General features: G+C 40.8%; 24 protein-coding genes and 1 pseudogene. 11 read left to right on the top strand and 14 right to left on the bottom strand.

Annotated features, from left to right (window positions below):
- Positions 1–476: 476 nt before the first annotated feature.
- Positions 477–1,490, bottom strand: coding sequence for an Abi family protein (locus tag OO184_RS17085; RefSeq protein ID WP_265380198.1), 1,014 nt, complete (start codon positions 1,488–1,490; stop codon positions 477–479).
- A gap of 514 nt (positions 1,491–2,004) precedes the next feature.
- Between OO184_RS17085 and OO184_RS17080 the strand changes: the two genes are divergently transcribed.
- Positions 2,005–2,151, top strand: coding sequence for a hypothetical protein (locus OO184_RS17080; protein ID WP_265380197.1), 147 nt, complete (start codon positions 2,005–2,007; stop codon positions 2,149–2,151).
- 429 nt (positions 2,152–2,580) lie between these two features.
- On the opposite strand, the gene OO184_RS17075 is transcribed toward OO184_RS17080, so the two are convergent.
- The 3 genes from OO184_RS17075 to OO184_RS17065 form a co-directional block, all read right to left on the bottom strand.
- Positions 2,581–2,997 carry a helix-turn-helix domain-containing protein gene (locus tag OO184_RS17075; protein WP_265380196.1) on the bottom strand — a complete coding sequence of 139 codons (417 nt, stop codon included), beginning with the start codon at positions 2,995–2,997 and terminating at the stop codon, positions 2,581–2,583.
- 242 nt (positions 2,998–3,239) lie between these two features.
- A complete protein-coding gene (locus tag OO184_RS17070) occupies positions 3,240–4,070 on the bottom strand; it encodes a phosphoenolpyruvate hydrolase family protein (RefSeq protein ID WP_265380195.1) in 831 nt (276 codons plus the stop codon).
- Positions 4,051–5,298, bottom strand: a complete 1,248-nt coding sequence (locus tag OO184_RS17065; RefSeq protein WP_265380194.1) for a Tm-1-like ATP-binding domain-containing protein — start codon at positions 5,296–5,298, stop codon at positions 4,051–4,053. Before OO184_RS17065 ends, OO184_RS17070 begins: the two co-directional genes overlap by 20 nt.
- Before the next feature lie 140 nt (positions 5,299–5,438).
- Between OO184_RS17065 and OO184_RS17060 the strand changes: the two genes are divergently transcribed.
- Positions 5,439–6,059 (top strand): TetR/AcrR family transcriptional regulator, encoded by a 621-nt coding sequence (locus OO184_RS17060; RefSeq protein WP_265380193.1) that lies wholly within the window; start codon positions 5,439–5,441, stop codon positions 6,057–6,059.
- A gap of 631 nt (positions 6,060–6,690) precedes the next feature.
- Positions 6,691–6,852 carry a transposase domain-containing protein gene (locus tag OO184_RS17055; protein WP_376712574.1) on the top strand — a complete coding sequence of 54 codons (162 nt, stop codon included), beginning with the start codon at positions 6,691–6,693 and terminating at the stop codon, positions 6,850–6,852.
- Between the two features lie 432 nt (positions 6,853–7,284).
- On the opposite strand, the gene OO184_RS17050 is transcribed toward OO184_RS17055, so the two are convergent.
- From OO184_RS17050 to OO184_RS17040, 3 genes are all read right to left on the bottom strand, one after another.
- Positions 7,285–7,506: a helix-turn-helix domain-containing protein gene (locus OO184_RS17050; protein WP_265380192.1), complete on the bottom strand. Its 222-nt coding sequence runs from the start codon at positions 7,504–7,506 to the stop codon at positions 7,285–7,287.
- A 281-nt stretch (positions 7,507–7,787) separates the two neighbouring features.
- A complete protein-coding gene (locus OO184_RS17045; RefSeq protein ID WP_265380191.1) occupies positions 7,788–8,012 on the bottom strand; it encodes a hypothetical protein in 225 nt (74 codons plus the stop codon).
- 112 nt (positions 8,013–8,124) lie between these two features.
- Positions 8,125–8,865: a Tm-1-like ATP-binding domain-containing protein gene (locus tag OO184_RS17040; RefSeq protein ID WP_265380190.1), complete on the bottom strand. Its 741-nt coding sequence runs from the start codon at positions 8,863–8,865 to the stop codon at positions 8,125–8,127.
- A gap of 140 nt (positions 8,866–9,005) precedes the next feature.
- Here OO184_RS17040 and OO184_RS17035 point away from each other — a divergent pair, with 140 nt between their 5' ends.
- The 5 genes and pseudogenes from OO184_RS17035 to OO184_RS25260 all read left to right on the top strand — a co-directional run bounded on the left by OO184_RS17035 (position 9,006) and on the right by OO184_RS25260 (position 11,209).
- Positions 9,006–9,626 (top strand): TetR/AcrR family transcriptional regulator, encoded by a 621-nt coding sequence (locus tag OO184_RS17035; RefSeq protein WP_265380189.1) that lies wholly within the window; start codon positions 9,006–9,008, stop codon positions 9,624–9,626.
- A gap of 104 nt (positions 9,627–9,730) precedes the next feature.
- Positions 9,731–9,946, top strand: a pseudogene (locus tag OO184_RS17030) (IS66 family transposase); the annotation flags it as partial.
- 376 nt (positions 9,947–10,322) lie between these two features.
- Positions 10,323–10,664: a hypothetical protein gene (locus OO184_RS25270; RefSeq protein WP_376712573.1), complete on the top strand. Its 342-nt coding sequence runs from the start codon at positions 10,323–10,325 to the stop codon at positions 10,662–10,664.
- A gap of 16 nt (positions 10,665–10,680) precedes the next feature.
- Complete coding sequence (locus OO184_RS25265) at positions 10,681–10,833, top strand: hypothetical protein (protein ID WP_376712572.1); 153 nt, start codon at positions 10,681–10,683, stop codon at positions 10,831–10,833.
- Complete coding sequence (locus tag OO184_RS25260) at positions 10,808–11,209, top strand: transposase (protein ID WP_376712571.1); 402 nt, start codon at positions 10,808–10,810, stop codon at positions 11,207–11,209. The genes OO184_RS25265 and OO184_RS25260 overlap by 26 nt, the downstream gene beginning before the upstream one ends.
- A gap of 12 nt (positions 11,210–11,221) precedes the next feature.
- Here OO184_RS25260 and sugE read toward each other — a convergent pair whose 3' ends face one another.
- Both sugE and efp read right to left on the bottom strand, forming a co-directional pair.
- Positions 11,222–11,536, bottom strand: coding sequence for a quaternary ammonium compound efflux SMR transporter SugE (gene sugE, locus OO184_RS17020; protein WP_265380188.1), 315 nt, complete (start codon positions 11,534–11,536; stop codon positions 11,222–11,224).
- Positions 11,537–11,733: 197 nt separating this feature from the next.
- The gene (efp, locus tag OO184_RS17015; protein WP_036776062.1) at positions 11,734–12,300 is read right to left on the bottom strand and encodes an elongation factor P; all 567 of its coding nucleotides are present in this window, start codon (positions 12,298–12,300) and stop codon (positions 11,734–11,736) included.
- Positions 12,301–12,338: 38 nt separating this feature from the next.
- Between efp and epmB the strand changes: the two genes are divergently transcribed.
- The gene (gene epmB / locus OO184_RS17010) at positions 12,339–13,367 is read left to right on the top strand and encodes an EF-P beta-lysylation protein EpmB (RefSeq protein WP_265380187.1); all 1,029 of its coding nucleotides are present in this window, start codon (positions 12,339–12,341) and stop codon (positions 13,365–13,367) included.
- Positions 13,368–13,426: 59 nt separating this feature from the next.
- On the opposite strand, the gene OO184_RS17005 is transcribed toward epmB, so the two are convergent.
- The 5 genes from OO184_RS17005 to OO184_RS16985 form a co-directional block, all read right to left on the bottom strand.
- A complete protein-coding gene (locus OO184_RS17005) occupies positions 13,427–13,771 on the bottom strand; it encodes a DUF4156 domain-containing protein (protein WP_265380186.1) in 345 nt (114 codons plus the stop codon).
- An 867-nt stretch (positions 13,772–14,638) separates the two neighbouring features.
- On the bottom strand, positions 14,639–15,526 hold the full coding sequence (locus OO184_RS17000; RefSeq protein WP_265380185.1) for a LysR family transcriptional regulator: 888 nt from the start codon (positions 15,524–15,526) through the stop codon (positions 14,639–14,641).
- 671 nt (positions 15,527–16,197) lie between these two features.
- Positions 16,198–17,844, bottom strand: coding sequence for a chaperonin GroEL (gene groL, locus OO184_RS16995; RefSeq protein ID WP_049582776.1), 1,647 nt, complete (start codon positions 17,842–17,844; stop codon positions 16,198–16,200).
- A gap of 49 nt (positions 17,845–17,893) precedes the next feature.
- On the bottom strand, positions 17,894–18,187 hold the full coding sequence (locus tag OO184_RS16990; RefSeq protein WP_036809429.1) for a co-chaperone GroES: 294 nt from the start codon (positions 18,185–18,187) through the stop codon (positions 17,894–17,896).
- A gap of 197 nt (positions 18,188–18,384) precedes the next feature.
- Entirely contained in the window at positions 18,385–18,873 is a 489-nt protein-coding gene (locus OO184_RS16985) for an FxsA family protein (RefSeq protein WP_265380184.1), read from the bottom strand.
- A 376-nt stretch (positions 18,874–19,249) separates the two neighbouring features.
- Between OO184_RS16985 and aspA the strand changes: the two genes are divergently transcribed.
- Together aspA and OO184_RS16975 are read left to right on the top strand one after the other, a co-directional pair.
- Positions 19,250–20,674, top strand: coding sequence for an aspartate ammonia-lyase (gene aspA / locus OO184_RS16980; RefSeq protein WP_265380183.1), 1,425 nt, complete (start codon positions 19,250–19,252; stop codon positions 20,672–20,674).
- A 140-nt stretch (positions 20,675–20,814) separates the two neighbouring features.
- On the top strand, positions 20,815–22,116 hold the full coding sequence (locus tag OO184_RS16975; protein ID WP_265380182.1) for an anaerobic C4-dicarboxylate transporter: 1,302 nt from the start codon (positions 20,815–20,817) through the stop codon (positions 22,114–22,116).
- Positions 22,117–22,297 lie beyond the last annotated feature (181 nt).

Here is a 22,297-nt window from a genome sequence, read left to right as displayed (position 1 = left end):
ATTTTTCACTCAGCTTGTTGTAGCATTCTATAAGCTTGGAATTATAACAAGAAAGTTTGTTAATAGTTTTGATAAGGCTTTTTTGTTATTGTTATTTAAAATAAAGCCCTCGTCTTTAAATAATCTAGACTTCTCAACTGAATATACTAGTACGAATTTAGGATCATAGTTTACAGTCGAATCAGTATTATCAATGAGGTCAGTTAATTTTATAGTTTTTGCTTATTGTACTGATTTAGATGAGTATAATAGATCATGGGGCTGTCCTAGGCATTATTTTTCTTGAGAATCCTGTTATCACCATTATTATTACTAGAATCGTCAGTATTTCTATATATGTATCATGTAGCCAAGCTGCGGCAAGAGTTTCTTCTGCATGCGGCAAAAAATGGTCAACTTAACTACTTCAGTTAGATGTAAAATATAAAGTTTGTTAGTATATTTCCACCTTTTTACTTAGCTTTAAAAGGCCGTTGTTATTTTCTTCTAACATTTTTTGCAACCCATGTGCCACTTGTATTGTCTGGCTCAAAATTCACGTTGATACCTATTTCGTGAGGTAAATTCTTTTCATGATTTCCGTAAGCATCGAGAACAAATAGATTACTCCGATGTTTAAATGCTTTTATTGAAACCACTTTACCTTCAACCTTTACAATTACACCATCCAATCTTGTCTCTGCAATGTTTGTATTATACCAAACCTCTATATCTACTGGATGTACTTGATCAAAATCTTTGGCTGCCTGTTTGAATCTCTCAATAGTTTCCTTTTTACACAGTTGTGTTATTTGCTCTATACTTTCCATAATAACAATTGTTTTGAGATTAGACGGGTTAATATATTTAATTAAGTTCAAGCACATCTTAAAACTATTGAGTACTGTATTAATATGACCTTCAACTGAGAAACTTTTCTTATTATGCCATATAGGCTCATGATGAGCGATTCTATTACGAAGAGAATTAAGTTTTTTTATGTCGTTGGTTATATGCTTGAAAGTCACTTTTTCACCTGGGAATGCAAAATCTATCATTTCTGGCCATATTTTAAGGGACCCCTGTTTATCAGATTTATGATGATTGGAGCAAATGTTACTCCATACACCAAATGTAAGCTTTGCAATTAATTCATCCGGTATTACTTCTCTTTTTTCTTCTTGGACAGAAGAAAGAGCATTTTCCACTGCCTCACGGCTTTTTATAAATTTGTTATCTTTCGTATTTAAATAGAAATGTTGAATCCAGTTTCTGTCTATTGCCATTTCAGCAGCGGCAGGGGGAAGCCCGCTATCTATAAGTTTTTGCCGTTGATATGCTAAGTGACCATAGTATAAACTGTTTCTTAACGAAACTTCTAAAAGTTGTAATACAGGAAAAAAAGTGGCGCAGAGCCTTTTATTCCATATATAGAGTCCTAAACATTCAGCTTCATTTTCTGTGTTAAAACCTCTTTTGTAAGTTGATATACGTCTTTCTGATATTGACATTAGAACACTTTGGACTGTCATTGTAATTTATATCCTTTTCTTACATGATTTAAAATAATATAATAATGATTGTGATATTTCACCTATACTTTTCACTTGTTTCTTTTCCATTCTTTGTGATTTATAACAGGGCTGCTGTTTTAGTAGCGGGATGCTTGACGCTATCTGTTTGTTGCTGTAGCATTCTACCTGCTGGTATTGCCGCCAGTAACGTGCTAGGGTCACAGATGATGGAAATCATGCTGCTGATGCCGAAAAATATTTGGGATAAGCCCTTGTTGAGAAATCAACAGGGGCTTTCTCGCCCTTTTTTAATTAAAGGGGCAGAAATAAGTATACGCAAGCCTAATATGCTGGCATTTATTAGTACTATAATTGTACATCTTTGTCTCAACAGAGAGTACATTCATTAGGAAAACTTTAAGTCATGCGGTTTCTCAGCATCATGAACATCAGAAAAACACAGATTTTTGGTTTTTATAGCTGTAGCACTAAGTGATGATAGGAGAAGGTTATGCAATCAAAACGCCAAGTTTCTGAACTTAAGCAAATGTCTGTAAAAAAGCGCAAAATTGAAGGTATGCGTCGGGTTAAGGCAGCTTTTGATCTGGCTGAACGTACAGGTATGTTAACAAAGCGTTCTGTTATCATTTATCATTGAGTGCTGATTTCTTCGTTAAATTGATAAAGCTTTGTCAATGATTTCCCTTTTGAGTGTTGGTGAGTTTCTAGGTTGGTTTACTTGGTTTGCAATTACTCTTCGGGTGTTCTACCCAATTGAACCCGCACACTTACTTCTCCATGTTGCTTCTTAATGTGCTGCATGTTTACTTGGTTATCCAGTTTGGCTAAGTGAGAATTGAAAGGTATCGGCATTCTGTACCTTGTGTTTAACTCTACACTATTATGATCGCTAATTGACTGTGTTTAATTTTTTTCTTGACTTATCAGTGTAGTAATGTAAAACAAGATTTCTTTATCTGTTGATTCATTCCCAGCTAAAGCTATCTTTATTGCTTGTTTGAGGTTTTTTCTAATAGGCAATTCATTGATGGTATTTTCAATTGTAGATGTTTTGGTTTTAGGCGGTTCAGCAAGTATCCCTTCTATAACCTTTACGATGAATTAATTTTATTAATACATCCACATCCCTATCTTCCAATGAATCTAAAATAGATTGCCATGCTGTGCTTCTTTCCGTTGAGCTTTTTAGTTGTTCATGAATGGTTGTGGTTTGATTATTAGGTTGTGACTGATGATCACCAGTTGCAAGCCAATCTAGGGTGACACCTTCAATATCGCAGATTGATTGAGCTACATTGAGAGCAGGGATTGAGTCCCTTATGATGTAATTGTTCAGTGTTGAATACGATAATCCCCATTCTTTAGCTACAGTTCTTACACTACGGTCTCCAATAAGATAAAGAAGCCTCTCCTTGAAGGTTTCTTTTTGGTCTTGCTCAAAAGAGTCCATATTATGCTGTGCTTCCTTTCTCTTTTTAACCATATAACCACCTGAAAAAAACAGATTTCCTGAAATTAATAAGTGAAATTTTCTCAATTGAGTTAATATTTTCTTTTCAAGGTCTTAATTTAGATCTATACCATACTCTAGTACAAGTAATCCTATAAATATGGATAGCTTGCACTGACAACCTTTTTGAGAAAAAGAAAACAATGCGTCATCATAACGTAACCGATATTACGGTTGTAGTACTCAGTTTCCACATAGCTTAAGTATAATTCTCACTAACCCCGATTAATTTCTTTAAATTTCTGGATCGTATATTTGATGGCTTGTTCTGTTGGCAAACGCTCCATTGCACTGGCGCCATAGAATCCATGACAATCGGGGCAATGAGCTAAAATATAGGCTACATCTTCCGGTTCCGAAATTGGGCCGCCGTGGCACAAAATAATAATGTCATTTCGGACAGTTTTAGCCGCCGAAGCACAAGCATTAACGATTGGTATACAAGATTTCAGATCATATGATGTATTAGCACTAATATCGCCGCTAGTGGTTAGTCCCAGATGTACGACGATGATATCAGAACCTGCTTGTGCCATAGCTTCAGCCTCTTTTGCATTGAAAACATAAGGCGTGGTAATCATTCCTTTTTCATGTGCCAGGCGGATTAGCTTCACCTCCAGTTCATAGCCCATGCCTGTTTCTTCCAGGTTTTTTCTGAACTTTCCATCAATAAGTCCTACTGTTGGGAAGTTCTGAATACCAGCAAAACCTTGTGCCTTCAGTTCATCTAGGAAAAGAGGTAAATTACAGAATGGATCAGTACCACAGACACCCGCCAATACAGGTGTTTCCTTAACTATCGGCAATATTTCATTACCCATTTCTCTGACAATTTCATTTGCATTACCGTATGGCATTAATCCGGCCAGTGATCCTCTGCCAGCCATTCTGAAGCGTCCAGAATTATATACGATAATGAGGTCTGCACCTCCAGCTTCCTCGCAACGCGCCGAAAGACCAGTGCCTGCACTCGCTCCAATAATAGTTTCGTTACGTTCGACTTTTTGTTTTATAGTTTTAATAATCTTATTGTATCTTTTCTTCATAAGAAATTCCCTGGTGTTCTATAATTTCCTTGAATTGTTGTATTACAAGAGTACAAAATTGTGGTGAATTTATGTGAAAAGGTGTTTTTATAACTTTTCTCAATTCTGTTTGTTTTACTGTTTTTTTTAGTCCATGACAGAAAGCCTGTGTTGATGTAGGTAAATAAAAAAGTTGTTCAGGGCAATCTAGCGCAGAGAATCCGCCTTCCGGAATAATGAATCGAATAGGTCCATTACACTTATTAAGTTTGTTCCCTATCCAGATACCAAGCTGATAGTTTTCTTCAGGTGTGGTTCGCATCAATGTCACCTGAGAATTGTGCTCAAAAAACAGCCTGTTGCTGTAACGTTCTGGAATCGTGTCCTTTGCGCCAAAGTTAACTATGTCCAAAGCACCAGCACTGCCAATCCACGGAATGCTTTTTTTTGCAATGACGTCTAAACGTGTGTCAGGGCAATCCAAGACGCCCCCAAATAACAGATCGGCAATTTCGGTTAATGTAATATCTAAAACACAAACTAATTTGCCGTCCTTAGCCAATTTTTCCATGCTTGTTCCACCATTGCCGGTAGCATGAAAAGCCAGGCAATCGTATTGAGTATTTAATTCAGTAGTGAGCTGATTAATGCACGGAGTCGTCATACCAAACATCGTTAACCCTAAAGCGGGTTTATGAATATCAGCCAATGGCGTAAAATAATTGACAGAACCCGCCATCATGTTTGCAGCATTAGACAAGACTGAACGAGAAATACGGTTTAGTCCGTTGAGATCGGTTACCGTATAAAGCATGGCAATATCGCTGGCTCTAACGTAGGCTGAGACATTCCCTGACGCCATAGTGGATACCATGATTTTAGGCAAACCGATAGGCAGGCTTTGCATAGCCGGAGTAATCAGCGCTGTTCCGCCTGAGCCGCCGATACCAATCACCCCCGCAATATCGTCGATTGAACTGTTCAGGAAATTCGTGAGGGCGACAGACATCGCTGTTATCGCTTTATTCCGCACGCCACAAAAAACGGAGTCAGCGCCAGCGGGATGATACTCAGCCACCTGAAGTGAATGAATATCTATCTTTTTATTCTGATGATTTTTCCCGGGAGTTGATGTAGACACATCAATGATGATTGAATCAACTCCGGCGAGGTGTAAACAACATTTCAGCCAGGCCAGCTCGTCCAGTTTTGTGTCTGCTGTGCCAACGACAACCACAAATCGTGTCATAGTGTTCACCCCATGTGACATACCCAGTTCAAAGATGGATGTAAACCTATTGTAATATTTTACAACATGCAAGTTACTTTTTATCATTAGTGATATTTTTTATTATTAATGCTATACGGTTAAAATTTTAAGGGGTTTAAATGATTCTGTTTGATGAAGAAAAGCTGTCGCCAGTCCGGCGTCGTACCCTGGAACGTATCACTCATTCAGCGCTGAAGTTATACCGTGAAAAAAAATTTCCGTCTCCTGAAGAGATTGCCAGTGAAGCTGAATATGCGAAGGTCACGTTGCGCAGCTACTTTTCAACCCATAGTGATTTTGTAGAGTATGTTGTAAAACAAGTCATTGGGTCATTCGTTGTCCCCTCTATGGGCAATAATGCAGAGGAAAATATTGAGAAATTATTAAGATGGGGCTATGAAGAAATAGAAGCCAATGAGGCGCTGATGAGGGATGCTTTACGCATTTCTCAGTTACGCTGGCAGGAATCTTTATCCGGTGAAGGTAACCCCGAACGACCCGTTTTGAAGAAAAAAAGTAACCGTAAAGAGACACTTTCTACGGCGTTAGCGCCTCTAAAAGGTCAGCTTAAAGATGATACAATACATAAGATTATTATGTTGATTTCCGTTTTATATGGTACAGAGGCTATGACTATTCTGAAAGATACTTTTGGTTTAGAAAATGATGAAATAATCGACTTAACGAGTTGGGCCGCAAAGTTGATTGTTCGGCAGGCCATTAATGAGGAGCTAAAATAATCAGAAGACCATTTTTTTAACATTAAGGTAAAGAACCGGGCATGAGGCCCGGTAAAAGTTTCTTTTGGTGCCGATAACTTTTGTCGCCAATCTTCTGATTAGATATAATCTGAGTTCTGGATAAAAAAATTGAACTAAATGCCGTTTGAAAAATAGAGTTTTCGATCAAGAAAGAACCGTCCCTGAATATTCCCATACATGATGAACGCTCTCGTTAAATGAATATAACTATTTCATTTTGGTACAATTGACACCATGTGGGACGTCCATTTTATCAGCTCAGGTCTGAGCTAGGCATCAAACCGCACAGAAAAAAACGGGTTGTAACTCCAGGTACCTTAGAAAAAATCGGGTTTGGCGTCAATCTTCACTCCAGGGAACGTTGTTGCGTAAGCGTCCGGAGAACTACATTTTACTTAGCATCATTTTCCATGGCAGTAGTTTTTCTAAATCCGGGGCTGGCGATGACAACAGTCAGCGATTCTTTGTGAATATCCAGGCCGACATAAGCTGAAGGGATATCGTGTAACATAAAGATCTCCAGTAACGCACCGATATTAAAGTGATGATATAAAGGTCATACCATCGGGCTCTTCGCAGGCTCTGCAAAGGTGGCGAACGAGCAGCCCTTCTGAACAGTTTTATCGGTACCTGCCAGCTAAATAAAATGGATCCTGAGGTCTGGCTACGCCATGTCATCAGTCATATTGCGCACTGGCCTGCAAACCGGGTACATGAACTGCTTCCCTTGGAAGGCCGATCTTATTGTTTAGCCACCGTTAATACGGCCTGAATGCGCCACTTACATATGGGGAGTGGGATTATTTGAATATTCATCATTATCAATAAATCAGAGTCATCACCAAAGAAAGCGCTACCGACCTTGATTCAGAGATATAAATAAAGGTTCAAAGGTAGCGCTTAAATTATATTTACAATTTTCTCATATAAATTCTTAAAAGAGTTTTAACCACCCCTGGATTATTAATAACATCAACATCTTTTTCCTCATTATACGCGACAAGAGTACGATAAATTTCTTGATTTATATCACACGACAATGTAATAAGACCTGATAAGGGTTATAAACATTCTTTAGCTACTTTTTTAAGGATCACTTCATATAAAGAAGTTGCCAGAACTGATATATGTATATCATTGATTTAATGAAATCTGTTTTTTATAGTATCCCCTCTAAACACACAAAAATAATAGTGGATTTAAATTAGGACTGGATAGTATATCGACTGGGCCAAATTTTTGAAGGATGTACTCCTAGTCTGTCCGCAATAATCCTCTCCCCTTTAGGCCACCGGCGTATTAATGCATTAGATAGTGTCGATGGACTTAGCCCCGATTCCCTTGATAATGCAGCAAGTGTTGTGCCGCGTTTACGCAATGCTGCAATAATATCTGCCGGATGCCAGTCATTTTGAGTCGTTATCATCTCTGTTTACTTCCCCTAATTGATTTATGGTGGCTATTCAAATAGGATGCATGAATCAGTGTTCATTTCCGGCAAGCAAAACCAAAACCTTTCCCGCCAGAACCGCCATGAAAAGGCTAATAACAGACAAATAGGCAAAAAATTTCTTACCAATGTCCATGAACACAGGACCATGATTCCTAGTTATTTATCAAATTACTATTACTAAAAAACGTCCTTGTCATTCATGACCATTACTGTTGCAAGTAATGTTTTGCGTTATTACCCTGTAAGAATAATTTTCATTTTGATTCCAAAAAGTTTTTCACTTTATTATGAGATAAGCTTGGACTATTGGTGCATTTTAAGGGCAAGACTAAAGCTGAACATCTTTGTTCAAAGTGAACAATATCTTTATGCCCTGAAGTACATGAACGTCCAATCCCAAAAATATCGGCTAATGCCGATGGTTTCATCAATGGATCTCGCTTGAGCCGTTTTAAAATTTCTTTCTGATTATCTGACATATCAAATCATTAAAACTCTTATCTCACATGGATGTTTTTATTTTATTGATAATCAACAGTAAAGATAATTTTTTATTTCTATTTTAATTAGAATAAAAAATAGTAAATTTAATTAAAGGGATTTTATATTAAAAATGCATTCAGATTGCTTCCACGCTTTATTTCCTATTAATTTAGGTTCAACGATCAAACTTAATTCGCGGACAATAATCTGAACAGCAACCAAATAATCTTTAATGTTAGTCTGATCAATGCACGGAGCCGTCATACCAAACATCGTCAACTCTAAAGCGGGTTTATGAATATCAGCCAATGGCGTAAAATAATTGACAGAGCCCGTCATCATATTTGCAGCATTAGACAATACTGAACGAGAAATACGGTTTAGTCCGTTGAGATCGGTTACCGTATAAAGCATGGCAATATCGCTGGCTCTAACGTAGGCTGAGACATTCCCTGACGCCATAGTGGATACCATGATTTTAGGCAAACCGATAGGCAGGCTTTGCATAGCCGGAGTAATCAGCGCTGTTCCGCCTGAGCCTCCGATACCAATCACCCCCGCGATATCGTCGATTGAACTGTTCAGGAAATTTGTGAGGGCGACAGGCATCGCTGTTATCGCTTTATTCTGCATGCCGCAAAAAACGGGATCAGCGCCAACGGGATGATACTTAGCCACCTGAAGTGAATGAATATCTACCTTTTTATTCTGATAATTTTTCCCAGGAATTGATGTAGATACATTGATGATGATTGAATCAACTCCTGCGAGGTATAAACAACATTTCAACCAGACCAGCTCGTCCAGTTTTGTGTCTGCTGTGCCAACGACAACCACAAATCGCGTCATAGTGTTCACCTCATGTGGCATATCTAGTTTAAAGACGAATGTAAACCTATTGTAATATTTTACAACATGCAAGTTATTTTTTATCATTAGTGATATTTTTTATTGTGAATGCTATATGGTTAAAATTTTAAGGGGTTTAAATGATTCTGTTTGATGAAGAAAATCTGTCGCCAGTCCGGCGTCGTACCCTGGAACGTATCACTCATTCAGCGCTGAAGTTATATCGTGAAAAAAAATTTCCGTCCCCTGAAGAGATTGCCAGTGAAGCTGAATATGCGAAGGTCACATTGCGCAGCTACTTTTCAACCCACAGTGATTTTGTAGAATATGTTGTAAAACAAGTTATTGGATCATTCGTTGTCCCCCCTATGAGCAATAATGCAGAAGAAAATATTGAGAAATTATTAAGATGGGGTTATGAAGAAATAGAAGCTAATGAGGCACTGATGAGGGATGCTTTACGCATTTCTCAGTTACGCTGGCAGGAATCTTTATCAGATGAAGATAACTACAAACGACCTGTTTTGAAGAAAAAAAGTAACCGCAAAGAGACACTTTCTACGGCGTTAGCGCCTCTAAAAGGTCAGCTTAAAGATGACACAATACATAAGATTATTATGTTGATTTCCGTTTTATATGGTACAGAGGCTATGACTATTCTGAAAGATACTTTTGGTTTAGAAAATGATGAAATAATCAACTTAACGAGTTGGGCCGCGAAGTTGATTGTTCGGCAGGCCATTAATGAGGAGCTAAAATAATCAGAAGACCATTTTTTTAACATTAAGGTAAAGAGCCGGGCATGAGGCTCGGTAAAAATTTTTTTGGTGTATGGGCCTATGCATTTTGTGAGAGGTTATGAGGTTATGTAGTGGCGTATGTCACCGGCCCCGATACCTCGCCGGCGGTGGGGTACTGTGAGCCGCATCCCGGTCACAGTGGCCGTTATGCACAGAGTGTGCTGAAAGACTGGTCGGGTGGCACGTTGGTAACGGATGATTATGCCGGTTACAACGTGCTGCATGCCCGGGCTGATATCACCGAAGCGGGTTGCTGGGCCCATGCCCGCCGCAAGTTCTTTAAAAAACGCCGGTTATTGGGTGATCTCCGAGGACGAAAATACGCAACTGGCTGGAAGCGGTGGGATTTCCCACAGGGCAGGCAGTGCAAGTTACCATTGAACGAGGGCAGTTCACTAAGGTTGGGATCTTGATATTAACAAGACAGTTGATCCAGTAAGGCACTTACTTTGTCTTTATCTTCCGGATGTAGTTGAAGATACTTTTCACATGCCAACAACGCATTCCATTGCGATTTAGGAGCAGTTCATTTTGGCCGGGATTTATGTTCCTAACATCAATAATTAACCTGAATTCTGGATAAGGAATTAACGAAGTGCCTGTTCCAAGAGCAAAGTTTTGGTGCACACCAAAAACCGCTCTGGGGAAGAACAGGCAATGAACAAATTAGTTGAAATTTTCTGCGATGTCGATGACTTTTGTCGTTTTTTCATTCCTCAATGGGCGCAATTTTGTCTCGACAACGGGTATCGTCTGCGGCGCAGGCAAGGTCATATGTATCACAGTGAAATTATGACTATATTGATCCTCTTTCTCCTGTCGCATTACCGTAATTTGAAACATTTTTATCTGGATCATATTTGGCAATATCATCATCACAATTTTCCAACCTTGCTCAGTTATACCCGTTTTGTCAGTGTCGCGCCTTCCGTTTTGGTTCCACTGTGCAGTTATCTGACTCAATTAAAAAGAAAACCCTACGGGAATTGCTTTTATTGATTCCACGAGTTTACGCGTGTGTCACAACATCCGTATTCCCCGGCATAAGGTGTTTGAGGGGGGTAGCACAGCGAGGAAAAACCTCAATGGCTTGGTTTTACGGTTTCAAATGACACTTGATTGTTCACTATCAGGGCAAAATTTTGGCACTCAAAGTCACCGCCAGTAATATGGATGATCGAGAACCTGTTCGCGATTTAGTAAAAGAATTAACGGGTTCTCTTTATGGTGACAAAGGCTATCTTAGCCAAGAACTGGCGGACGATTTAGCGCAAACGGGTGTCACTTTCATCACGAAAAAACGCCGTAACATGAAAGCGAAGGTACAGGCAGAGTGGGATAGAATAATGTTATTAAAGCGTTTTATCATTGAAACCATTAATGGTCAATTAAAAGAAATTTCTCAAATAGAGCAGTCTCGCCACCGAAGTATAACAGGATTTCTGTTGACTGTTTTAGGCGGTGTGATTGACTACTGCCTAAAATGGAAGAAACCATCACTGAACATTTTCTACTCAGAAGAAGATGTTCCAGTGACGGTTTAAACGAAATTCGGGTTAACTAGACAATTTCAGACCGATAATACCGGCGATAATCAGAACAAAGCTTAGGATTCTGGCAAAACTTGCAGATTCACCGAACACAATAATGCCAAAAATGGCAGTGCCCACTGCACCTATTCCAGTCCACACTGCATAAGCTGTACCTATTGGTAAACCTTTCATAGCATAAGCAAGCAGCCCCATACTGAGCGCTACAGCACCGGCTGTAATAAGGCTCGGCATCAACCGGGTGAAACCATGTGTATATTTCAGACCAACCGCCCAGACGACTTCGAATAAACCAGCAATAACAAGCACAAACCAGGACATATCAAAGCCCCATAATAATTGAGAGGTCGTCCCCAGAAAACGGTAGCATATCCAGGTCGTCCCGGATAACCATTAGAAATAGAGGCAAATTATAGTCGCGAAAAATTGCAGTATCAATAACGCAGCATTATGCGCTAAAAAGAAAAACCACAGTCTGTTGCCAGAACTGTGGCTTTTATTGAATACAGAGTCGATGGTTATTTTACGCGGGAAACGTATTCGCCAGAACGAGTATCCACTTTAATTACTTCACCGATTTGAACGAACAGAGGTACTTTAACCACGGCGCCAGTGCTCAACGTTGCGGGTTTACCCCCGGTACCTGCGGTATCACCTTTCAAACCGGGATCAGTATCAGTGATCTCTAGTTCAACAAAGTTTGGTGGAGTGACAGAGATAGGCTGACCATTCCACAGCGTCAGGATACATTCAGCTTGTTCAACTAACCATTTCGCATTATCGCCAACGGCTTTTTCATCAGCAGCTAATTGCTCGAAGGTTTCGTTATTCATAAAGTGCCAAAACTCACCATCGTTATACAGGTAAGTCAGGTTCATATCCATCACGTCAGCGGATTCCACAGAATCCGTAGATTTGAAGGTCTTTTCCAACAGTTTACCGGAAATTAGCTTACGAATACGGACACGGGCAAACGCCTGGCCTTTACCCGGCTTCACGAATTCACTTTCAAGAATAGCGCACGGCTCGCCATCTAACATGATTTTAAGACCTGAACGGAATTCATTGGTACTATAAGTAGCCATGGAGATCCTCTTTCTAAACAAAATGGCTTAGCCAAAAAATGGCGCACATTATAACCCCAAAGATCATCATCAGAGAAGACTGGTTGAAACAACTGACAGATGTTATTACCGATCCTGATGAATTATTACAATTATTATCTTTAGATAAACACCCGACATTGAGTAAAGGTAGCGACGCACGTCGCCTGTTTCCATTACGGGTACCCAGAGCTTTCGTTGCCCGTATGCAGGCAAACGATCCTCATGATCCGTTGTTGCTTCAGGTTATAACGACACCAGAAGAATTCACGTTTACGCCGGGTTTTTCTACCGATCCTCTGGATGAACAGCGCAGTGCTGTTCCCGGTCTATTACATAAATACCGTAATCGCGCATTATTATTGGTTAAAGGAGGATGTGCAGTTAATTGCCGTTATTGCTTCCGCCGTCATTTTCCATATGAAGATAATAAAGGCAATAAACGCAATTGGCAGCAAGCATTAGATTACATTCAGCAACATCCTGAACTTGATGAGATTATCTTCTCTGGCGGCGATCCCTTAATGGCCAAAGATCACGAACTTGACTGGTTAATCAGCAATCTGGAAAAGATTTCCCATATCAAACGACTGCGTATTCACACTCGTCTGCCTGTGGTTATTCCTGCCCGGATTACAACAACGCTTTGTAATCGGCTGGCGCAATCGAGATTACAGGTACTCATGGTGACACATATCAATCACGCTAATGAGATCGACCAATCCTTGCGGAACAGTATGATGTTGCTGAAACAAGCAGGTATTACATTACTAAATCAAAGCGTGCTGTTACGCGGTATCAATAATCATTCTGATACTCTGGCTGATCTGAGCAATGCTCTGTTTGATGCAGGTATTCTGCCTTATTACATTCACGTACTGGATAAAGTACAAGGAGCCGCTCATTTTATGGTCAGCGATGAAGAAGCCAAGGAGCTTATTCGGGAATTGCTGACAAAAATTTCAGGTTATTTAGTACCACGTCTGGCAAGGGAAATCGGTGGAGAACCGAGTAAAACACCTCTTGATTTGGGATTAAAACAAAATTAACAAAAAATTCATGCCCGGATACTTTTCAGCCGGGCATATCACTCAAATTCTGAATGCTATTACTGGCACTTATAGACCTGACCAATCATCTTACTGTCTAGTGGGGCAAAGCTAGATAACAGACTTTCACTCGGACTGGTCACCCCATAAATCACATTTCCCCCCATGACTGCGGCTTTATTGCGTAAATCATTGGCTGCCCCACGCATTGAGCTGCTTTCATTACTTACACCAGTCATCCAATTGCTTTGGGTACCTGTTACTTCACCTAATAGCTGACATTCACTTCCCGGCTTAGTGTCAACAAATCGAACCTGTGAACCTTCAGAAGTTAATTGGTTAGTGGTTGTACACCCAGCCAACACTAACAATACCGAAGCACTGAGCAAAACTTTAATTCGCATGTTTTTCCTCACTCATTGTTGGAAATTCGACAATTAATCATCAATATACCTTGTTGTGCACCAATATCGCAAAAAATAATTTAATAAAGTCATCCTTTAGGTAAAGTGTTTAGGTCAAGAATCTTTTATACCAAGGTGAATCCAGTAAAAAGTAGGGAAAATAATCGAATAAATAACACGAATAGACTCAATAAATTACTTTTCCCATAAAAAAGTAACTCACTAATCAAGCCATTGGTTATCTACCCAAAAAATCTTTTATTCATTATATTAATTACCTGATAGGATATTCATAATACTATAATCACCAAAACTAACATAGATTATAAATTTTCCTATATCTCTCTTAATTTAAAAAATCCATCTACAATATTAAAAGCATAATGTAAATATTTAACCAATTCGTTAGCTTCCAAGAAAGTCTTAAATAAATTTACAATATACCCTATGGATTTCAAGATGCATCGCGACGGCAAGGGAGCGAATCCCCGGGAGCATAGATAACTATGTGGCCGGGGTGAGCGAGTGCAGCTAACAAAGAGGCAACTTGAAAGATGACGGGTATAAATTCAATTCCTATGTTGCGAATGATATTAAACTTAATATCACCTCATTAAAAATACGATTAGAACACCTTTCAACAGTTTTGAATTGGTAATATCTCACGACAATTTTCTATTAAGTAATTATCTGATGTTATATTCCATAAAAATTCCACTTACTGAGATGGCTTAGACATTATATTCATGTGGATTTTTTATGTATAAATAATTATGTTTCTTTAACACAGATTTAACTTAGATACAGATATTCCATTGACACCACAATAACACCCACTCAAATGTTCTCGTGGTGTCAATTTTATGGCTATTGCCATCCATCACCAATATGGATGTGCTCTGTTAGATAGTCGAGAAATACCCGTACTCGTGATGGAAGTTGTCTATCTGTTCCGACAAAAACGGCATATATTTCTTCTTGATCGCCAGGATTATAGTTCTCAAGTACAGGTAGCAACAAACCAGCCTGAATATCAGCATTCACATGGAAACGGGCCAGTCGAGCTAAACCAAGCCCTGCTAGCGCAGCTTTACGCATGGTTTCTCCATCACCAAGCAACAAGTTCCCTGAAGGCAATTGTTGCACCCACTCTTCCGAACCGATGAAAGGCCAAGCTTTCGCATGGCGGGTGAAACCAAAACCAAGTCGATTGTAACGCCCCAAGTCGCAAGGCGTAGCAGGCATCCCCACTCTTTCAAGGTATGAAGGAGATCCTACCACAACCATTCGACTTGACCCCAACCGGCGCACCATGAGACATGAGTCGTCCACAGGAGGGCCAATACGAATTGCCACATCGCTACGATCATCAAGTAAATCCACTACCAAGTCACATAATGAAATGTCGAGTGTGATCTCCGGATAGCGTTGCAGGAAATCCGGTAATAAAGGCATCAAGCAATGTTTTCCAAACGCAACATGACAATTAACACGTATCCGTCCACACGGCGCTGTTCCCTGATTTACTTCTTGTTCTACGGCTATGATGTCCTCCAAAATCCTGACACTACGCTCATAGAAAACAGAACCTTCAGCCGTTAACTGGAGTTTACGTGTTGTTCTATTCAACAGCCGTACACCAAGTCGCATTTCCAGTCGATTAATAAGTTTACTGACGGCTGATGGCGTCATGTCGAGCTTGCGAGCAGCGGCAGAGAGACCTTCCGATTCAATTACCTGAACGAATACAGCCATTTCTGTAGATCGATTAAATTTGTGCATAGATATTTGAATTATTTTCCAAAATCCTATGAATAAATGAATTTTAGTCTAATAAGCTCATTTTTTCTAAAACTTAAGGAAATATTTTTTTCCTTAAGAATTTGTCCTATGCCAAATTGCTTTTATTACTTAACCCATTGCGTGTTATATGGCCAATGTCTACGGGATCAGCATGATCGAATGTTGTTAACTCCTATCTGGAATTTAAATAAATATTTTACTTATTGCTATTGGGATTGACGCTGTTAACGAACAAGATAATGGAACATCAAGTCGCTTTTTAAGCTGATAAAGGGGCTAGTCACTTTGTAAAGTCATAGCTTCACACAGGGAAGGTCAGTGGTGTACAAACTTTAAATCACGAACATGGCCTGACAGAGAGAATATAGAAGAGAAGAACGCTACAGCAAGAGAACTCTTGTGCCGTTCATCGGAACGTCAGCAAAAACAAAATTGACGGGAAAGCACTCCAGCTATCCTAATAAACCGATCACTTAATAAAACGGAGACCAATATCCGGGCTTAAACCTCAGCCCGAATATTGGATTTTACCAAATGCTATTTCGGCGGGAAGATAATGAGCACAACTTTAGTTAGTACCCACTTTTGGACGTAACCCACCAGGCTAGCGACCTACGCGACTATTACATCATGCCGCCCATACCGCCCATGCCACCCATACCGCCTGCTGCGCCTAAATCAGCTTTATCGTCTTTAGGCAGATCAGTGATCATACATTCAGTAGTGATCATCAGGCCAGCAATAGATGCTGCAAATTGCAGTGCAGAACGGGTTACTTTGGTTGGATCCAGAATACCCATTGCGATCATATCGCCATACTGTTCGGTAGTTGCGTTATAACCGTAGTTGCCTTCACCTGCTTTCACGCTGTTTGCGATAACAGATGGCTCTTCACCTGAGTTGTCAACGATCTGACGCAGAGGAGCTTCCATCGCGCGCATTGCAACACGGATACCTACGTTTTGATCTTCGTTGTCGCCTTTCAGACCAGCAATAGCGGCTGCAACGCGAACCAGCGCAACGCCACCACCAGCTACCACGCCTTCTTCTACTGCTGCGCGAGTTGCATGCAGAGCATCATCAACGCGAGCACGTTTTTCTTTCATCTCAACTTCTGTTGCAGCACCAACTTTAATAACAGCAACACCGCCAGCCAGTTTAGCTACGCGCTCTTGCAGTTTTTCACGGTCATAATCAGAAGTGGACTCTTTGATCTGCTGATTGATCTGAGCAACACGGCCTGCAATTGCATCTTCTTCACCAACGCCATCAATGATGGTAGTGGTATCTTTGTTGATAACGATACGTTTTGCCTGACCCAGATCTTCCAGAGTTGCTTTTTCCAACTCCAAGCCAATCTCTTCAGAAATAACATTACCGTTAGTCAAGACAGCGATATCTTGCAGCATAGCTTTACGGCGGTCACCGAAGCCAGGCGCTTTAACCGCAGCCACTTTGACGATGCCACGCATGGTGTTAACAACCAAAGTAGCCAGTGCTTCACCTTCAACATCTTCAGCGACAATCAGCAAAGGCTTGCTTGCCTTAGCTACACCTTCCAGAACTGGCAACAGCTCACGGATGTTGGAGATTTTTTTATCTACCAGAAGAATATATGGGTTTTCTAATTCAACAGAACCGTTTTCTGGTTTGTTGATGAAATAAGGAGAGAGGTAACCACGGTCGAACTGCATGCCTTCAACGACATCCAGCTCATCTTCCAAGCCTGTACCTTCTTCAACGGTGATTACACCTTCTTTACCGACTTTATCCATCGCTTCTGCGATCAATTTACCCACAGTTTCATCGGAATTCGCGGAGATAGTACCTACCTGAGCAATAGAGGTGGAATCTGAGCAAGGTACGGACAGCTTTTTCAGCTCTGCCACCGCTGCAACTACGGCTTTGTCGATACCGCGTTTCAGATCCATTGGGTTCATGCCAGCGGCTACGGCTTTCAGACCTTCAGTAACAATAGACTGAGCCAATACAGTTGCTGTCGTTGTGCCGTCGCCCGCAGCATCATTCGCTTTAGAGGCAACTTCTTTCACCATCTGAGCGCCCATGTTTTCGAACTTGTCTTCCAGTTCAATTTCACGAGCTACGGAAACACCGTCTTTAGTGATTGCAGGAGCACCGAAAGATTTATCCAGCACAACGTTACGGCCTTTAGGACCCAAAGTCACTTTTACTGCATCAGCAAGAATATTCACACCACGTAGCATCTTAACGCGAGCGTCGCTACCAAATTTTACGTCTTTAGCTGCCATTGTTTCTTTCCTTTAAATTCGTTCAGTTAAGAAGATCTAAGCGCAACAATTACGCTTCAACAATTGCCAGAATGTCGCTTTCAGACATGATCAACACTTCTTCGTTGTCGATCTTCTCTGACTTAACACCGTAACCATCGTTAAAAATAACGATATCTCCAACTTTCACACACAGTGCTTTCACATCACCGTTTTCAAGGATGCGGCCATTGCCCACAGCCAGAACTTCACCACGAGTAGATTTACCCGCAGCTGTGCCAGTCAGCACAATACCGCCAGCAGATTTTGATTCAACTTCTTTACGCTTGACGATCACACGATCATGCAATGGACGAATATTCATTGATAGCTCTCCTATAAGAAAGTCCATATCAGGTAAGAGGATTGATACCAGTATGCTTTCATTAAACTAGTATCATAATAAATTAAGTGGGGACTTATTTATGATACTTCAAGGGCAGGCAAAAAAATATTTTACTTTTTTCTTGCCGACAGAAAAAAACCTATAGTTAAACCAAACATTTAGAAAATAACCGCTTATTAATGAGGCTTATGCTCGTCATCATCGGGCTTATGTTCTCTCAATGAACGGGCGGGATCATCCTGCTTACGCTCATATTCTCCTTCGAAGGTGTTGCTATCCCGTTTAAACCCGCCACTATTATGAGGACGATAGAAATTGATATGCGGCATCAGTTTCATCACTAATTTTTTCTGAACCGGCGGCAGTAACAACAGCAATCCAAGGAAATCCGTAAAAAAGCCGGGGAGGAGTAACAGGAAACCCGCCAGTAACAGGGAAACGCTTTTTATCATTTCTGCTGCCGGGCTCTCTCCGGTAACTAGCTTTTGCTGGATCTGGAGAAAATTCTTTATGCCCTGACTGCGAACCAAAGAGATACCGACACAAGAAGTAAACAGCACCAGTAATAGCGTAAACAGTACGCCTAATTCAGAGGCAACACGCACAAATAGGGTTGACTCGATGTAAACAAGCAAAAATATTAGGATAAATGGCAACCAACGCACTTGGTGCTCCTTCAATTGATTTGGATGAACAGGTTGTATCCTGAATAAATCATATCAACAAAATCCAAGGGACAACCAAATTAACTTTTTTTAATTTATTAAAGATATAATTGGGGTCACAGTTATCGTTTTCAATCCGCTGAAAATTTTGCTAATTAGACACGCAATTGTGATAAATATCACATATATCAAATCAGACTAAACAAATACCACTATAAAGTGATCCAGATTCAATGCATTTATTGCTAACCAGCATATGATCACGCGGGCAATCTGGTGATAAAAATTTCACATCATAACTATTGCTGTTGGCAACATAATAATTGAATAAACGCATAATTAGACAGTAAAAACGTCATCTAATAAGAAGGTTCTCATGTCAAACAACATTCGTATCGAAGAAGACCTGTTAGGTAAACGAGAAGTCCCTGCTGAAGCCTATTACGGTATTCACACCTTACGTGCGATTGAAAACTTCCACATCAGTAACAACACCATTAATGATGTACCCGAATTTATCCGTGGCATGGTGATGGTAAAAAAAGCCGCAGCCTTAGCTAATAAAGAACTGCAAACTATTCCTAAGAAAATTGCAGACATCATCATCAAAGCATGTGACGAAGTGCTCTATAACGGCAAATGCATGGATCAGTTTCCAGTCGATGTGTTTCAGGGCGGCGCCGGTACTTCACTCAACATGAATACCAACGAGGTTCTGGCAAATATTGGTCTGGAACTGTTAGGCCATAAAAAAGGCGAATATGAGTACCTGAATCCGAATGATCATTTGAATAAAAGCCAGTCAACTAACGACGCCTATCCAACCGGCTTCCGTATCGCAGTTTATAACGCCATCCTGCAACTGATCGAGTCTATTGAACTGTTAATTGCAGGCTTCGATAAAAAAGCCAAAGAATTCAGCGACATTTTAAAAATGGGTCGTACCCAGTTACAGGATGCTGTTCCTATGACACTGGGGCAGGAATTCAATGCATTTTCTATCCTGCTGAAAGAAGAAGTTAAAAACCTAAACCGCACGGCTGAGTTACTGCTGGAAGTTAACCTTGGCGCTACTGCTATCGGTACCGGTTTGAATACCGCGCCAGGTTATCAGAAATTGGCGGTTGAAAAATTGGCTGAAGTTTCAGGTCTGCCTTGCATACCGGCCGAAGACCTGATTGAAGCAACCTCCGACTGTGGAGCTTATGTTATGGTCCACGGTGCTCTGAAGCGCCTGGCTGTCAAACTGTCTAAAATCTGCAATGACCTGCGTTTGCTTTCTTCTGGCCCTCGCGCTGGCCTGAATGAAATCAACCTACCAGAATTACAGGCAGGCTCTTCTATTATGCCGGCAAAAGTGAACCCGGTTATTCCAGAAGTTGTGAATCAGGTTTGCTTCAAAGTTATTGGTAACGATATTTGTGTTACTATGGCATCCGAAGCAGGCCAGTTACAGTTGAATGTTATGGAACCTGCTATCGGTCAGGCCATGTTTGAATCTATCTCCCTGCTAAGCAACGCTTGCTGCAACTTGGTAGAAAAATGCGTTAATGGCATCACGGCTAACAAGGAAGTTTGCGAAAACTTCGTATTCAACTCGATCGGTATTGTCACATATCTGAACCCATTCATCGGTCACCACAATGGTGATATCGTTGGTAAGATTTGTGCCGAAACTGGTAAGAGTGTTCGTGAAGTCGTGCTGGAACGAGGCCTACTGACCGAAACTGAATTGGATGACATCTTCTCTGTAGAGAACCTAAAATGTCCATCTTATAAGGCAAAACGCTTTGACGATTAAGTTGTTGAATATAATAAAAAATAGCTCTTAGCAATAAGGCACGCGATTCCAACTGGATAGCGTGCCTTTTTACTTCCCTACATGCACAAAGTATTAACCTAAAATTTTCAAATTTTTAATTATTTCAAGGAGTCACTATTATGTTAGCCGTAGAATTGATTATCGTTCTGCTGGCCATCTTCCTGGGTGCAAGATTAGGGGGAATTGGCATTGGATTTGCCGGCGGTCTTGGCGTTCTAGTGCTGGCTGCAATTGGCGTTAAACCAGGGCATATTCCATTCGATGTTATTTCCATCATTATGGCAGTTATCGCCGCTATCTCTGCAATGCAGGTTGCCGGTGGTCTGGATTATCTGGTCCAGCAAACTGAAAAACTGCTGCGTAAAAATCCAAAATACATCACGATACTCGCACCTATCGTTACCTATTTCCTGACGCTGTTTGCAGGTACGGGTAATATCTCTCTATCAGCACTGCCTGTAATTACTGAAGTTGCGAAAGAACAAGGCATTAAACCATGCCGTCCGCTTTCCACGGCAGTTGTAGCAGCTCAAATTGGCATCACTGCTTCACCTATTTCCGCAGCGGTCGTTTATATGTCTTCTCTGATGGAAGGCCACGGCGTCAGCTATATCCATCTGCTGATGGTGCTATTACCTTCTACGTTCGCCGCGATCGTTCTGATGTCTTTCATCATCGCCTGGATGTTTAATTCCAAACTGTCTGATGACCCCGTTTATCTGAAACGTCTGGAAGAAAACTTAGTAACTTTGCGTGGCAGCAAACAGATTGAGATTAAACCCAGGGCTAAAGCTTCTGTTCTGTTATTCCTATCGGGTGTTATCAGTGTTGTTATTTACGCTATCGTCAACAGCCCAAGTATCGGCCTGATTGCAGAACCCCTGATGAACACCACTCACGCTATTCTGATCATTATGTTGAGTGTTGCAACTATCACCACCATGTTCTGTTCAGTTGATACTGACGCCATCCTGAATTCCAGCACCTTTAAAGCAGGTATGAGCGCATGTATCTGTATTCTGGGTGTTGCATGGCTAGGTGATACTTTTGTACAGGCAAACATGGATTGGATTAAAGGCACCGCTGGAGACTTAATCCACTCTCAACCCTGGTTGCTAGCGATCATTTTCTTCTTCTGTTCCGCCCTACTCTATTCTCAGGCGGCAACCGCAAAAGCATTGATGCCGATGGCTTTGGCTCTGAATGTCACACCATTGACCGCCATCGCTTCTTTCTCCGCGGTTTCTGGGTTGTTTATTCTACCTACTTATCCAACCTTGGTTGCCGCAGTTCAGATGGATGACACCGGCACTACCCGTATCGGCCGTTTCGTATTTAACCATCCATTCTTTATCCCTGGCACCATTGGAGTTGCTCTGGCTGTTGCCTTCGGCTTCCTATTCGGCAGTATGATCCTTTAATTCTGCCTACCAATAACCGCTTAATACAGGGGCGTATATCGCCCCTGCATACCCTCCCCCCAAATGATATATTTTCTCTAAAAACCTTCGATAACTGTTTCAATCTTAACCAGAACACTTTCTGGCCTGGCAACCTTCGGTTATAGTGCTGAATCTGTTCACTCAATTAGCGATCATTATC

This window comes from Photorhabdus aballayi (assembly GCF_026153155.1).
Taxonomy (GTDB): domain Bacteria; phylum Pseudomonadota; class Gammaproteobacteria; order Enterobacterales; family Enterobacteriaceae; genus Photorhabdus; species Photorhabdus luminescens.
Note: the sequence above shows the minus strand (reverse complement) of the source record. Positions and strands in the feature narration are given on the sequence as shown.